Consider the following 14,788-nt stretch of genomic DNA (forward strand, 5'->3'; position numbering starts at 1 on the left):
CGAGCCGGACTAGCTCGCCCGGAACAACTGCATCGACGCACCCGGCACGAGCAGCCGGGTGCCGGGGATGTGCTCGATGACCGCGTCGCTCAGGTCGTCGTGACTCGAATCCCAGAGCAGCGAATACGAGGAGACGCCGGCGTGCTCTGGCAGCGTCACCGTCACGTCGCGCTCGCGGCCCTGCACGATGAGGAGGATCCGGTTGAACTCCTCGAACTCGGGCGTCGACGCCGCGAGGTATTGCAGGGTGCGCTCCTTCGGGGAGTGCCAGTTGTCCTCCGACATCGACTTGCCCTCGATGTTGTACCAGTCCATCTCGCTCGCGCTCAGGGTGGTTTCGCCGGAGCGGCCGAACCACACCGGGCGGAGGGCCGGGTTGTCACGACGCAGCTGGAGCAGCTTCTTCGTGACACGGTGCAGGTCGATCTGCCAGTCGTCGAGGTCCCAGTTCAGCCAGGTCAGCTCGCTGTCGTGGCAATACGCGTTGTTGTTGCCGCGCTGGCTGCGACCGAATTCGTCGCCGGCCGTCAGCATCGGGACGCCCGCGGAGAGCAGAAGCGTGCCGAGGAGGTTGCGCATCGCCTTGCGCCGGGTCGCGAGGATGCCGCGGTCGCGCGTGGGTCCCTCGGCCCCGTGGTTGAAGGAGTTGTTGCTGTCGGTGCCGTCGCGGTTGGACTCGCCGTTTCCGACGTTGTGCTTGACGTTGTACGCGGTCAGGTCGGCCATTGTGAAGCCGTCGTGCGCCGTGATGAAGTTCAGCGACGCGAGCGGGCCGCGTTCGAGGGAGAAGGTGTTCGCGGAGCCGGCCAGCCGGGTCGCGAAGCGGCCGATGCCGCTCCCGGAGTGGCCGTCCCTGGCCGCCGCGATGTCGGTGAGCCAGAACGAGCGCATCCGGTCACGGTAACGGTCGTTCCACTCCGTCCAGCCGTCCGGGAAATTGCCGGTCTGCCAGCCGCCCATGCCCACGTCCCACGGCTCGGCGACGAGCTTGACGCCGGCGAGTTCCGGATCGGACTGGATGGATTTGATCAGGGGATGGTCGCGCTGGAACTCCACGTTGTCCCCGCGGCTCAGCGTCGCGGCGAGGTCGAAACGGAAGCCGTCGATCTGCACGTCGTTCGCCCAGTACTTGAGAGAGTCGAGCACGAGTCGGCGCGGCACCTCGTTGGAGACGTTGAGGGTGTTGCCGCAGCCGGTCACGTCGATGTAGCCGCCCGCATCGTTCTGGCGGTAGTAGGTAGCGTTGTCGATGCCGCGGAGGCTGCTCGCGGGGCCGCCGGGACCCTCCTCGGCGGTGTGGTTGTAGACGACGTCGAGGATCACCTCGAGGCCGGCCTCGTGCAGGAGCTTGACCATTCCCTTGAACTCGCGCAGCACGGCTTCCGGACCTGCCGACTGGGACGCCATGGTCGCATAGTCGGCGTGCGGGGTGAAGAAGTTGAAGGTGTTGTAACCCCAGTAGTTGGTGAGACCCTGCTTGAGCAGGCGCTGTTCGGAAACGAACGCCTGCACGGGGAGGAGCTCGACCGAGGTGACGCCGAGTTCCTTGAGATAGGTGATCGTCGATTCGTGCGCCAGGCCTGCGTAGGTGCCGCGGAGGTCGGCGGGAATGGCCGGGTTGAGCTTGCTGATGCCCCGCACGTGCGCCTCATAGACGACGGTGTGGTCGAGCGCGATCTTCGGCTTCACCGAACCGGCCCAGTCGAAGGCGTCGTCGACGACGGAGGACTGCCACTGCTCAGGGCCGACCCTGACGAGGCCTCGAGAATAGGGCTCGACCATGGTCTTCTCGGGGTGGAACGAATTCGTGGATGCGGCAGGCCCCGAGACGCGGATGCCGTAGTGGCGGCCCGCGGACAGGGTGCGACTGCGACCGGACCAGACATTGTCCGCGTCGCGGGTCATCGGCACGGTCTTGACGATCCAGTTCGGGTCCGTGGCGTCGAAGATGCAGAGGTCCATGGCCTCGGCGTTCTGCGACCAGACACGGAGTTCGCCGACCCCGGCTGAAAGCCGCACGCCGAGGTTGTGCAGGGGATCGGCGTGAGTCATGCGTTCTAGAGTAATGAGTACGGAGACTGGCCGTGACCACCGGCGCACGCTCAGCCAGCCGAAAACCGAGCGGAAGAGGGTATTTTGTCGATTTATCTCGACCACGCCGCGACGACGCCGATGCTGCCAGCGGCCATCGAGGCATACGTCGACGCCATGAGCGTCGTCGGAAACCCGGCCTCCATCCACAGCCAGGGCCAGAATGCCAAGCGGATGCTCGAGGAAGCCCGCGAGACCGTGGCACGGAGTGTGGGCTGCGATCCGATCGAGGTCGTGTTCACCGGGGGAGGCACCGAGGCGATCAACCTCGCCCTCAAGGGCCTGTTCTGGGCGCGCGCCCCGCGCAGGCGCATCCTCGTCCCCGGCGGCGAGCACCACGCGACCATGGACACCGTCGAGTGGCTCGAAAACCACGACGGGGCAGAACCCGGGTGGCTTCCGCTCGACGGGGCAGGCCGGGTCGACCCGGCCCGGGTGGCGGATGCCCTCGGGACCGGCGCAGAGGATGTCGCACTGCTCAGCCTGCTTGCCGCGAACAACGAAGTCGGTACCCTGCAGCCCGTCGCCGAGATCGGCGAGATCGCCGCCGTCCACGGGATCCCGGTGCATATCGACGCCGTGTCCGCGTACGGCCAGGTGCCGATCGACTTCCACGCGCTCAGCGGCGCGGGCCGCACCGGTGCCTCCGGCGGCGCCGGAGGTTCCGCGGGCGGCATCGTCGCCCTCAGCCTCTCCGCCCACAAGATCGGCGGGCCGGTCGGCATCGGAGCACTCGTGCTGTCGCGCCGGGCCAGTATCGTCCCGCTGATCCACGGCGGCGGCCAGCAACGCCAGGTGCGGAGCGGTACCCAGGACGTCGCAGCGGCGGTCGCGTTCGCGGCCGCGGCATCCGCCCTCGGCGACCTGCCCGCCCGCAACGTGCACCTGAGGGCGCTCCGCGACCGGCTGATCGCGGGGGTGCTCGCCGTCGTGCCCACCGCGGTGCTCAACGGTGCGGCACCCGACGGGCCGGATGAGCAGCGCCTGCCCGGCAACGCCCACTTCACCTTCCCCGGCTGCGAGGGGGAGTCGCTGCTCTTCCTGCTCGACGCCGCCGGAATCTCCGTATCGACCGGATCGGCGTGCCAGGCCGGCATCCCGGAGCCCTCGCACGTGCTGCGTGCCATGGGCCGCAGCGAGGCGGAGGCCCGCAGCGCCCTGCGGATCACCCTCGGCCGCGATTCGACAGGGGCCGACGTCGACGCCTTCCTCGCCGCGCTGCCGGCAGCGCACGCCCAGGCCAGCCGCGCCGGCATGAACGACCGCGTGCCCACCCGCTGACCTCCCGGGCTCGACGTGCCCGAGCCGCATTGGCCAAACCGGGCCGTCCGATTACACTTGCCCGGTGAAGGTTTTGGCAGCAATGAGTGGCGGGGTCGACTCCGCGGTGGCGGCGGCGCGCGCGGTGGAGGCGGGGCACGAGGTCGTCGGCGTGCACCTCGCCCTGAGCCGCATGCCCGGAACCCTGCGCACCGGCAGCCGCGGCTGCTGCACCATCGAGGACTCGATGGACGCCCAGCGGGCCGCGAACATCATCGGCATCCCGTACTACGTCTGGGACTTCTCCGAGCGGTTCAAGCTCGACGTCGTCGACGACTTCATCGCCGAATACGCCGCCGGCCGCACCCCGAACCCCTGCATGCGCTGCAACGAGCGCATCAAGTTCGCCGCCCTGCTCGACAAGGCGATCGACCTCGGCTTCGACGCCGTCTGCACCGGCCACTATGCGAGCATCCAGACGGATGCCGCGGGGAACCGCGAACTGCACCGCGCGAGCGCCTGGGCGAAAGACCAGTCCTACGTGCTCGGCGTGCTGACCGCCGAGCAGCTCGCGCACTCGATGTTCCCGCTCGGCGAGACGCCGTCCAAGGCCGAGGTGCGTGCGGAGGCCGCCGAGCGCGGCTTCTCGGTCGCGACCAAGCCGGACTCCTACGACATCTGCTTCATTCCTGACGGCGACACCCGCGGCTGGCTCGCCGAGCGCGTCCCTGCATCCGCAGGCGACATCCTCGACCGCGAGGGCAACACCCTCGGCAGGCACGAGGGTGCCGCCGCGTTCACCGTCGGCCAGCGCAAGGGCCTCCAGATCGGCACGCCGGCCGCGGACGGCAAGCCGCGATTCGTGCTCGAGGTGCGCCCGATCACGAACACTGTCGTCGTCGGCCCGAAGGAGGCGCTCGCGATCGGCCTCATCGCCGGCTCGAAGTTCACCTGGACCGGCCTGGCGCCGGAGCACCCCGGGATCGCCTTCGACTGCGACGTGCAGATCCGCGCGCACGCCGACCCGGTGCCCGCCGTCGCGCAGGTCGTGAGTGTCCCGGTTCCGGCTGGCGCAGACTCGGCCGGCGCAGGAGCAACCGACGCAGGAGCAATCGAACTCGTGATCACGCCGCGCGAGCCCCTGACGGGCGTCGCCCCCGGCCAGACCGCGGTGCTCTACGTCGGCACCCGGGTGCTCGGCCAGTGCACGATCGACCGCACCGTGAGCGCCGTACCCGTGCCATCGGCTGCCGTTGAACCAGCCCCGGTCGCCGTTCCCGCCGCCCGTGCCTGACGCCGCGAGCGCCGCGCCCGACGACTCCACGCCGCCGGAGCTCCAGCGGGCCGCCGCCGAGGTCGCCGACCTCACCGCGAGCATCATCGACGCCAGGGACGCATACTACGAGCGCAACGAGGTCGTCATCTCCGACGCCGACTATGACGCGCTCGTCCGCCGGCTCGCGGTTCTCGAGGGTGAGTTTCCCGAGCTCGCGAGCCAGGACAGCCCCACCCAGACCGTCGGAGGCCGCGCCGAGACGAGCCTGTTCGCGCCCGTGCAGCACGCCGAGCGGATGCTGAGCCTCGACAACGTCTTCTCGGTCGAGGAATTCGAGGCGTGGGCCGCCAAAGTCGAGCGGGACGCCGGCCGCCCCGTTCACTACCTGTGCGAACTCAAGATCGACGGCCTCGCGATCAACCTCCGCTACGAGGACGGCGTGCTCGTCACCGCGGCAACCCGCGGCGACGGCGTCGTCGGCGAGGACGTCACCGAGAACATCCACTGGGTGCCCGGCATCCCCGAGCGACTGTCCGGCACCGGGCATCCGCCGCTGATGGAGGTACGCGGCGAGGTCTTCTTCCCCGTCGTCGCCTTCGCGGACCTCAATGCCCAGCAGGTCGCCGCCGGGGAACGCCCCTTCGCCAACCCGCGCAACGCCGCGGCCGGCTCGCTGCGCCAGAAGGCGGAGGGCAAGAGCCCGGAGGCCCTGCGCCTGATGCGCGCGAGGCTCGGCCGGCTGCGGATGCTCGTGCACGGTATCGGGGCCTGGGCCGATCCGGAGGCCGACGCCCAGTCCGCGGTCTACGGACTCCTGGCCGACTGGGGACTGCCGACGAGCAGCTACTTCCGCGTCGAACCGGACGCGAGCGGGGCATCCGCCTTCATCGCGTACTACGGAGAGCACCGGGCGAGTGTGTCCCACGAGATCGACGGCATCGTGATCAAGGTCGACGAACTCGCCCTGCACGCCGAACTGGGCGCAACGAGCCGGGCGCCACGCTGGGCGATCGCATACAAGTACCCGCCGGAACAGGTGAACACCAAGCTGCTCGACATCGTCGTGAGCGTCGGCCGCACCGGCCGTGCCACCCCCTTCGCCGTGATGCAGAAGGTGCGGGTCGCGGGCTCCGAGGTGCGGCAGGCCACCCTGCACAACCAGGACGTCGTCAAGGCCAAGGGCGTGCTGATCGGCGATACCGTCGTGCTGCGGAAGGCCGGCGACGTGATCCCCGAGATTCTCGGCCCGGTCGTCGAACTGCGCGACGGCAGCGAACGCGCGTTCGTGATGCCGGCGAACTGTCCGGAGTGCGGCACCCCGCTCGCGCCGGCCAAGGAGGGCGACATCGACCTGCGCTGCCCGAACGCGCGCAGCTGCCCGGCCCAGGTGCGCGGGCGGGTCGAGCACATCGGTTCCCGCGGCGCGCTCGACATCGAGGTGCTCGGCGAGGTGGCCGCGGCCGCCCTCACCCAGCCGACCGTGCCGATCGAGCCGCCGCTGCGCACGGAAGCCGGCCTCTTCGACCTCACCCTCGACGACCTGACCCCGATCGAGGTGGTCGTGCGCGATGCCGAGACCGGGCTGCCCCGCGAGGAGGCGGACGGCACGAACCGGCTGCGCACCCCGTTCCGGCGGAACCCGACGGCTGCCGAGAAGCGGGCGGGCCTCACCGGTCCGCAGCCGTCCTCGAGTGCGATCAAGCTGCTCGCCGAGATCGAACTCGCCAAGACCAAACCGCTCTGGCGCCTGCTGGTGTCGCTCAACATCCGTCACGTAGGTCCGGTCGCCGCGCGCGCCCTCGCAGGCCACTTCGGCAGCCTCGACGGGATCCGAGCGGCGACGCGGGACGAGCTCGCCGAGGTCGACGGCGTCGGTGGCATCATCGCAGACGCCATCATCGACTGGTTCGAGGTGGACTGGCACCGCGACATCGTGGACCAGTGGACCACCGCCGGGGTGCAGTTCCGGACGCCGGACCACCCGGGACCGGGCGCTGCCGCGGCCGCCGGGGGAGTGCTCGCCGGGCTCACCGTCGTCGCGACGGGGTCGATCGAGGGCTACACCAGGGAAGAAGCCCAGGAGGCGATCATCTCCGCTGGCGGAAAGAGCGCGTCGAGCGTGTCGAAGAACACCGACTTCGTGGCCGCCGGACCGGGCGCAGGTTCCAAGCTCACCAAGGCGGAGGCCCTCGGGCTGCGTATCCTCGACGCAGCGCAATTCCGGCTCCTCGTCACCGGAGGCCCCGCCGCGCTCGACGTGGCTGATGGCGCCGTCGCCGACGTGACCGGCGCCGACGTGACAGACGGTACGGTCACCGCACCGACCGACTGACGGGGCCGGATCGGTCACCGGTCAGTCCGGTTCGGGAGCCGTGCGGTGATCGACCCAGCCGAGGACCATCCGGTTGAAGAGTCCGACGTTCTCGATGCTCCAGACGTGGTGCATGCCGGGAGCGATCCAGGTGAGTGTCTGCGGGAGCCTGATGCGCAGTTCGGGAAAGCTGCGCCGCACCAGGCGGGACTCCTTCTCTCCAGCGACGGCGAGGAGCGGACCCCGGTAATCGCCGAGCGAATCCGGGCAGCCGCCCCGGTTGACGTCCGCGAACACGCGTGCCGCGTTGTCTGCCCGGATGCCCAGGCCGTGGCCGACGAACAGGTCGACGGCGTCGGCAGGCAATCCGAACGCCTTCGCCTGCGCCTTCCAGTACCAGGCCCTGTCCCACAGTCGCAGCTGGAGGGTGTTGAGGAACCGGGCAGCTCCATGGATGCCGGTCACGGGTGCGCCCGAGATCAGACAGGACTGGATCAGCTCCGGGTGCCGGGCCATCAAGTGCACGGCGACGAGGCCGCCGAGCGAAAGCCCGATCACGTGGGCGCTCCCGCCCCTGGCCTGGGAGCGGATGATCTCGGCAACGTCGTCAGCGGTGCGATCCAGCGAATGCCACTCTTCCCCCGACCGGGAGCCGAAGCCCGGCAGGTCCGGTGTGAGGATGTGCCGGTCCGGCATGCCCTCGACCTGCGGCTGCCAGGACCAGGAGGCGACGGTGCCGCCGTGCAGTAACACGATCGTCTCCGAGCCAGGGGCCTCGGCGCCGTGCTCGAGCGGATACCCGGTCACCGTGAAGCCGTGACCAGGATGGATTCGGTCTCGTCCAGCCAGGCGAGTTCCGCCTCGGCGTGGACGATTCCGTTGCGGAGCGTGGCCTGTCGCAGGGCCTGGCCGATGGTTTCCGGTCGCCCGGGATCCCGGGCCTCGATAGTGGTCAGGCGCGCGAGCAGCCGGCTCGCTTCCTCCCTGCGCGCTCTGAGGAGTTCGCGGACGCCGTCGATTCCGAGCGCGCCGGCGAAGAAGATGCGCATCAGGAAGGACTCGTGCGGGGTCTCAGGTTCCAGCGGCGCCCTGAGCGCGGCATCGAGGGCCGCGTGACCCGCCGGGGTGATCCGGTGTTCGCGCCGATCTGGCTTGCCGTCCTGGGCGATGACCGTGACCTCGGCGAGTCCGTCAGCGACCAGGCGGCTGAGCGTGCGATAGATCTGGGACTGGTCCGCAGACCAGAAATGAATGACGGATGCCTCGATCCTCTTATTGAGGTCGTACCCGGAGAGGGGCGAGAGCTCGAGCATCCCGAGCAAAGCAATGGTCAGTGACATGCCTATATAAGACCACGCATATATGCCTGCGCGCAATACCCGGTTTCACTGCCCGAATATTTGCACCCGGACCGGGGACAAAGTTCATCCCCAACGGGCGCATTCTTCGATACTCTAAAAGTGCAGGGTGTGCACTTGATACCGTGCCGATCCACCGCTCGGTGTTCGTGAGGGGACGTACCCAGGTTTGCTGTTAGGCGCGGCAATTCTTCTTGCATCCTCGCTGGTATTCAATGGGGCCAGCGAGGCCTTTCAGGTGCACGAATACGCGGTCGTGTCGAGCGACACCGACCTGGGACTGCAGCCCCTCGGCCTCGAACCGGTCGTATCGATCGACGGAGACGTCAACTCCCTCCGCTTCCTGCGCGGGTCGAGCCTCCTCGCCGGCCTTGCCCGGCTCTCGGTCGCAGACATCTCGAGCTTCGTGCTGGACTTCCCCGAACAGCTCGACTCCCTCCTCGCGGTTCCGCCGGCCGCGACAGAGGTCACCGGCTGGTGGACGTCCCTCGGCGGCACCGAACGCTCCTCCCTCATCGCCGCGGCACCCCGCCTCGTCGGCAACCTCGAGGGCATCCCGTTCCGGGAGCGTGGCCGGGCGAACGCCCGATACCTGAACGAGAGCATCACCGAGACCCAGCAGCGCCTCGCGGGCACGCTGAGCGACGACGACCGCACGAGCGCCACCCACGAGCTCGCCGTCCTCGACCAGGTGCGCACCGCACTCAGGCAAGCCGACGCGGGGCCGCGCCGCTCCCTGATCCTGCTCGACAGCACGGGCGGCGGTCGCGCGGCCATCGCGCTCGGCAATCCCGACACCGCCGACTACGTCGGCTTCCTCGTTCCCGGAATGAACTACACCGTCGAGGCCGAGATCGTGCACTGGACGGACACGGCGAACGACCTGTACATGGAACAGGAGAAGGTGCTCGCCGAACGCGCAGGCCAGGGCGCGGGCCAGGCGAATGCCAGCATCGCGACGGTCGCCTGGATCGGCTACGAGGTCCCCGACCTGTTCAGCGTCGGCGGCCTCGACAAGGCCATCGTCGGAGCCGACTTCCTCGAGAAGTCCTCCCTCGGCATCCGCTCGGACCGCGGGGGGCACCAGCCTTTCATCTCCGTCTACGCGCACTCCTACGGCTCGACCGTCGCGCTCACCGCCCTCGCCCGTGGCTCCTTCGATGTCGACGCCCTCGTGCTCGTCGGATCGCCGGGCAGCCAGATCCAGTCCGCGGCCAGCCTGCATGTGACGGGCGAGAACGTCTGGGTCGGCAAGGCCGACTGGGATCCGGCCGTCAACAGTGCCTTCTTCGGGAGTGACCCGGGGGCCGAATCGTACGGGGCGCATCCGCTCGGGGTCCGCGGTTCGACCGACCGGATCACCGGGGCCAGCCTCACGGCCTCGCTCGGCCACAACGCGTATTTCGAGCCAGGGAGCGAGTCGCTGCACAACATGGCGCTGATCGGAACGGACAACGCGGATTTGGTCACCAACGGCTCCGAATAGAATTGGGTATTCACCTCAACCACAATCGGAGCAACATGTCTGAAATCACGGCCGAGCAGGTTGCGCACTTGGCAAACCTCGCCCGGATCGACCTCAGCCCGGAGGAGATCACCCGCCTCACCGCCGAACTCGGCCAGATCGTGGACTCGGTGGCGAAGGTCGCCGAAGTCGCAACGCCCGAAGTTCCCGCGACGAGCCACCCGATGCCGTTGACCAACGTTTTCCGCGCCGACGTCGTCGTGCCGTCCCTGTCCGTCGAAGAAGCACTTTCCGGATCGACCGACCGCGACGGCGACAAATTCCGCGTGCCCGCGATCCTGGACGAGGAGTAACCATGACCGATCTCACCCGCCTCTCCGCCGCCGACCTTTCCATCCTCCTCACGAGCGGCGCCGTCAGCTCCGTCGAGGCGACGCAGGCCCACCTTGACCACATCGCGGCCGTCGACACCGACGTACACGCGTTCCTGCACGTGGCCGGGGCGAACGCCCTCGCCGCGGCCGCCGTCGTGGACGCCCAGCGCGCCGCCGGTGCCGTGCTCGGTCCGCTCGCGGGCGTGCCCATCGCCATCAAGGACGTGCTCGCGACGCGCGACATGCCCTCGACCGCCGGCTCGAAGATCCTCGAGGGCTGGATCCCGCCCTACGACGCCACGGTCGTGCGGCTCGTCCGCGAAGCCGGGCTGATCCCGCTCGGCAAGACCAACATGGACGAATTCGCGATGGGCTCGTCCACCGAGTTCTCCGCGTACGGCCCGACCCACAACCCCTGGGACCTCGACCGGATTCCCGGCGGCTCCGGCGGAGGATCCGCCGCAGCGGTGAGCGCGTTCGAAGCGCCCCTCGCCCTCGGCAGCGACACCGGCGGATCGATCCGCCAGCCCGCAGCCGTCACCGGATCCGTCGGAGTCAAGCCGACATACGGCGGAGTCTCCCGCTACGGTGCGATCGCCCTGGCCTCCTCGCTCGACCAGGTCGGACCGGTCAGCCGCACCGTCTACGACGCCGCGCTTCTGCACGACGTTCTCAGCGGCCACGACCCGCTCGACTCCACCTCGCTGACCGACCGCTGGCCTTCGATGGCCGCCGCCGCGATCGCGGGCCGGGTCGACGGTGCCCTCACCGGCGTCCGGATCGGTGTCGTCAAGGAGCTGTCCGGCCCCGGGTTCCAGCCCGGAGTCCTGCAGCGCTTCAACGAAACCCTCGCGATGCTCGTCGCAGCCGGCGCCGAGATCGAAGAGGTCAGTGCACCGAGCTTCGAATATGCCGTCGCCGCGTATTACCTGATCCTCCCCGCCGAGGCCTCGAGCAACCTCGCCCGCTTCGACTCGGTGCGTTTCGGCATCCGCGTGGACCCGGCAGAGGGACCGCTCACGAGCGAACGGGTCATGGCCGCGACGCGCGACGCCGGTTTCGGACCCGAGGTCAAGCGCCGGATCATCCTCGGCACCTACGCTCTGAGCGCCGGCTACTACGACGCGTACTACGGCAGCGCCCAGAAGGTGCGCACCCTGATCCAGCGCGACTTCGACGCCGCATTCGAGAAGGTCGACGTGTTGTTGTCCCCGAGCGCGCCGACCACGGCGTTCAAGTTCGGCGAGAAGATGGACGACCCGATGGCGATGTACCTCAACGACGTCACCACGATCCCGGCGAACCTCGCCGGCATCCCGGGAATGAGCCTGCCGATGGGCCTCGCGCCGGAGGACGGCCTGCCCGTCGGGCTGCAGGTCATGGCGCCCGCCAAGCAGGACGCCCGTCTGTACACCTTCGGTGCCGCCGTCGAGCAGCTGCTCGAAGCGCACTGGGGACACACCCTGCTCAGCCTTGCGCCGAAACTGGCACCCACACAAATGTTCGCGAGCGAAGGGGGAGCCGTCTGATGAAGAAGGCTGAACTGATGGATTACGACAAGGCCCTCGAACTGTTCGAGCCGGTGCTCGGCTTCGAGGTGCACGTCGAACTCAACACCAAGACCAAGATGTTCTGCGGCTGCGCCAACGAATTCGGCCAGGGTGCGAACACGAACACCTGCCCGACCTGCCTCGGACTCCCCGGCGGGCTCCCGCAGGTGAACGCGAAGGCGATCGAGTCGAGCATCCGCCTCGGGCTCGCCCTCGGCTGCGAGATCGCGGAATACTCGCGCTTCGCCCGCAAGAACTACTTCTACCCCGACACCGCGAAGAACTTCCAGACCTCCCAGTACGACGAGCCGATCGCGTTCAACGGGCAGCTCACGATCGAACTCGAGAGCGGCCGCCAGGTCACGATCGACATCGAACGCGCCCACATGGAAGACGACGCGGGCAAGCTCACCCACGTCGGCGGCGCGACCGGCCGGATCCAGGGCGCCGACTACTCGCTCGTCGACTACAACCGCGGCGGCGTGCCCCTCGTCGAGATCGTCACGCAGATGATCGAGGGCGGCGAGGCCGACTCTCCCGAGATCGGGCGCACCTACGTTGCGGCGATCCGCGAGATCGTCAAGGCGCTCGGCGTGTCCAACGCGCGGATGGAAGAGGGCAACGTGCGCTGCGACGCGAACGTGTCCCTGCGCCCGCGCGGCTCCGGAAAGCTCGGCACCCGCACGGAGACCAAGAACGTCAACTCGCTCCGCAGCGTCGAACGTGCCGTCCGTTACGAGATCCAGCGCCAGGCCGCACTCCTCGCCGCCGGCGGAACGATCACGCAGGAGACCCGGCACTGGCATGAGGACACCGGCATCACGTCCGCGGGCCGGCCCAAGTCCGACGCCGACGACTACCGCTACTTCCCGGAGCCCGACCTCGTCCCCGTCGCGCCCTCCCGCGCCTGGGTCGAAGAACTCCGCGCGACCCTGCCGGAGCCGCCCGCGGCACGCCGCAAGCGCCTCCAGGCCGACTGGGGCTTCGCCAACCTCGAGTTCCAGGACGTCGTCAACTCCGACCTGCTCGACGCTGTCGAGGCCACCGTCGCAGCCGGCGCATCCGCCCAGTCCTCCCGCAAGTGGTGGACCGGCGAGGTCGCCAGGCTCGCGAACGTCGCCGGCGTCTCCGCTGACTCCCTGGTCGAGCCGGTGCAGCTCGCCGCTCTGATCGAACTGGTCACCGCGGGAACGCTGACCGACCGCCTGGCCCGCCAGGTGCTCGAGGGCGTCATCGCCGGCGAAGGCACCCCGCTCGAAGTCGTGGAGATCCGCGGTCTTGCCGTCGTTTCCGACGACGGCCCGCTCATCGAGGCCATCGACCTCGCTCTCGCCTCCCAGCCCGACGTGCTCGCGAAGATCCGCGACGGCAAGGTCCAGGCGGCCGGCGCCGTGATCGGTGCCGTCATGAAGGCCATGCGCGGACAAGCGGATGCCGCACGGGTACGGGAACTTGTCCTCGAAAGGGCAGGAACGGCCGAGTAATGGCCCTCTGGAAGCGACGCGAGCCCGCACCGGACGGGCCCGCGAGCCGAGCCGTTTTCGGCGTCGGGATGCAGGTTCTGGTGCGGCTCGACCGGAGCCGCTACCCGGAGTCGATGGTCGAAGACCCCATCGGCGTCATCGTCGGGGCCGGGGACACCGACGGCGCAGCCCTCTACGCCCCTGTCTCCGGTCGGGAGGCGATCTGGACCGTGCAGTTCGACGAACCGTTCTACGGGCTCGACGGCTCGGGCCCGCACGAATCGGCCCGGGTCGCCCAGACCTCCCTCGAACCGGCCCCGGAAGCGTGATTGCGATGAGCGCAGCCCAGGAACGTCCCGATTCCCCGAGCGCTGAGACCACGGCGACCCCCGCTGACATTCGTCGCTGGCGCCAGTACCTCGCCGATGAACGCGCGGAGGCCGCGGTCTACCGCGACCTCGCCTCCCGCCGGACCGGTGAGGAGAAGGAGATCCTGCTCGCCCTCGCCGAGGCGGAAGCCCGCCACGAGGCGCACTGGCGGGACCTGCTCGGTGACCAGGCCGGCCCGCCGAAACGTGGAGCCGTGCGCACCCGGTTCCTCGGGTTTCTCGCAAGACGATTCGGTTCCGTCTTCGTGCTCGCGCTCGCCCAGCGGGCGGAAGCGCGCTCGCCATACGATTCCGACGTGGACGCGACGAAGACGATGGCGGCCGACGAACGCATCCACGAGGAGGTCGTGCGGGGGCTGGCCGCCCGCGGACGCCAGCGCCTCGCCGGATCGTTCCGCGCCGCCGTGTTCGGCATCAACGACGGCCTCGTCTCCAACCTCGCCCTCGTGCTCGGTATCGGCGCGACCGGCGTCCCCGCCGCGACCATCCTGTTCACGGGCATCGCCGGCCTGCTCGCCGGCGCCCTGTCGATGGGTGCGGGTGAGTACGTCTCGGTGCGGTCGCAGCGGGAGTTGCTCGAGGCATCCACCCCCCAGGCGACCGCGCGCACGGTGCTCTCGCACCTCGACCTCGCAGCCAACGAGCTCACCCTCGTCTACCGGGCGCAAGGCATGGCGGCGGACGAGGCCGAGGCGCAGGCGCACGAGGTGCTGCGCACGCTGACCATGGCGACCGGACCGGTTTCGGTTGCCGCCCCGGTCCAGGGCGCCGACATCGCGCACGGGGCTCTCGACCCCGCGACGGACGAGCACGAGGCGATCGGAACCGGCTGGGGTGCCGCGTCCTCGAGCTTCTGCTTCTTCGCCTCCGGCGCCATCCTCCCCGTGTTGCCCTACCTGTTCGGCCTCGAGGGGCTTGCGGCGATCGTGGTCGCGTCCGTGCTCGTCGGGCTCGCCCTCCTTGCGACGGGTGCGATCGTCGGCCTGCTTTCCGGCGGGCCGCCGCTCCGGCGTGCGCTCCGCCAGCTGCTGATCGGCTTCGCGGCAGCCGGGGTCACCTACGTGCTCGGCCTGCTCTTCGGCACCTCGCTCGGGTAGCGCCTTCGGGAGCGATCTACGGGCGGGGTGTCGGGGCTTCGAGCCGCGACGGACGTTACACAGTCCATCCAGGATGAACGGAGTCTCACCGCTCGTCGGCGGTGTTGGCGTCTGCTGCCTCGGGTCTGCACCCGGTGTCGAATTCAGGAGATTC

Annotated in this window: 12 protein-coding genes; 9 read left to right on the forward strand and 3 right to left on the reverse strand. The window is 69.3% G+C overall.

Features of this window, described 5'->3' with window-relative positions:
- Positions 1-9: 9 nt before the first annotated feature.
- On the reverse strand, positions 10-2,052 hold the full coding sequence (gene glgX / locus E3O39_RS10445) for a glycogen debranching protein GlgX (RefSeq protein ID WP_134447650.1): 2,043 nt from the start codon (positions 2,050-2,052) through the stop codon (positions 10-12).
- Between the two features lie 84 nt (positions 2,053-2,136).
- Between glgX and E3O39_RS10450 the strand changes: the two genes are divergently transcribed.
- The 3 genes from E3O39_RS10450 (at position 2,137) to ligA (ending at position 6,959) form a co-directional block, all read left to right on the forward strand.
- The gene (locus E3O39_RS10450; protein ID WP_134447652.1) at positions 2,137-3,372 is read left to right on the forward strand and encodes a cysteine desulfurase family protein; all 1,236 of its coding nucleotides are present in this window, start codon (positions 2,137-2,139) and stop codon (positions 3,370-3,372) included.
- A 64-nt stretch (positions 3,373-3,436) separates the two neighbouring features.
- Positions 3,437-4,645: a tRNA 2-thiouridine(34) synthase MnmA gene (gene mnmA, locus E3O39_RS10455; protein WP_194088543.1), complete on the forward strand. Its 1,209-nt coding sequence runs from the start codon at positions 3,437-3,439 to the stop codon at positions 4,643-4,645.
- Positions 4,605-6,959, forward strand: coding sequence for an NAD-dependent DNA ligase LigA (gene ligA / locus E3O39_RS10460; protein WP_370294798.1), 2,355 nt, complete (start codon positions 4,605-4,607; stop codon positions 6,957-6,959). The genes mnmA and ligA overlap by 41 nt, the downstream gene beginning before the upstream one ends.
- 21 nt (positions 6,960-6,980) lie before the next feature.
- Here ligA and E3O39_RS10465 read toward each other — a convergent pair whose 3' ends face one another.
- Complete coding sequence (locus E3O39_RS10465; RefSeq protein ID WP_134447656.1) at positions 6,981-7,745, reverse strand: alpha/beta fold hydrolase; 765 nt, start codon at positions 7,743-7,745, stop codon at positions 6,981-6,983.
- Complete coding sequence (locus E3O39_RS10470) at positions 7,742-8,278, reverse strand: PadR family transcriptional regulator (RefSeq protein WP_134447658.1); 537 nt, start codon at positions 8,276-8,278, stop codon at positions 7,742-7,744. The genes E3O39_RS10465 and E3O39_RS10470 overlap by 4 nt, the downstream gene beginning before the upstream one ends.
- Positions 8,279-8,534: 256 nt before the next feature.
- Here E3O39_RS10470 and E3O39_RS10475 point away from each other — a divergent pair, with 256 nt between their 5' ends.
- The 6 genes from E3O39_RS10475 to E3O39_RS10500 are packed head-to-tail and all read left to right on the forward strand — an operon-like array spanning position 8,535 to position 14,634.
- Positions 8,535-9,782 (forward strand): alpha/beta hydrolase, encoded by a 1,248-nt coding sequence (locus E3O39_RS10475; RefSeq protein ID WP_166787315.1) that lies wholly within the window; start codon positions 8,535-8,537, stop codon positions 9,780-9,782.
- 35 nt (positions 9,783-9,817) lie between these two features.
- The gene (gene gatC / locus E3O39_RS10480; RefSeq protein WP_134447662.1) at positions 9,818-10,114 is read left to right on the forward strand and encodes an Asp-tRNA(Asn)/Glu-tRNA(Gln) amidotransferase subunit GatC; all 297 of its coding nucleotides are present in this window, start codon (positions 9,818-9,820) and stop codon (positions 10,112-10,114) included.
- 2 nt (positions 10,115-10,116) lie between these two features.
- Positions 10,117-11,664 (forward strand): Asp-tRNA(Asn)/Glu-tRNA(Gln) amidotransferase subunit GatA, encoded by a 1,548-nt coding sequence (gatA, locus tag E3O39_RS10485; RefSeq protein ID WP_134447664.1) that lies wholly within the window; start codon positions 10,117-10,119, stop codon positions 11,662-11,664.
- The gene (gatB, locus tag E3O39_RS10490; protein WP_134447666.1) at positions 11,664-13,169 is read left to right on the forward strand and encodes an Asp-tRNA(Asn)/Glu-tRNA(Gln) amidotransferase subunit GatB; all 1,506 of its coding nucleotides are present in this window, start codon (positions 11,664-11,666) and stop codon (positions 13,167-13,169) included. The genes gatA and gatB overlap by 1 nt, the downstream gene beginning before the upstream one ends.
- Positions 13,169-13,477 carry a hypothetical protein gene (locus E3O39_RS10495; protein WP_134447668.1) on the forward strand — a complete coding sequence of 103 codons (309 nt, stop codon included), beginning with the start codon at positions 13,169-13,171 and terminating at the stop codon, positions 13,475-13,477. Before gatB ends, E3O39_RS10495 begins: the two co-directional genes overlap by 1 nt.
- Before the next feature lie 5 nt (positions 13,478-13,482).
- On the forward strand, positions 13,483-14,634 hold the full coding sequence (locus E3O39_RS10500) for a VIT1/CCC1 transporter family protein (protein ID WP_134447670.1): 1,152 nt from the start codon (positions 13,483-13,485) through the stop codon (positions 14,632-14,634).
- Positions 14,635-14,788 lie beyond the last annotated feature (154 nt).

It is taken from the genome of Cryobacterium sp. MDB2-A-1 (assembly GCF_004402675.1).
In the GTDB taxonomy this organism is placed as follows: domain Bacteria; phylum Actinomycetota; class Actinomycetes; order Actinomycetales; family Microbacteriaceae; genus Cryobacterium; species Cryobacterium glucosi.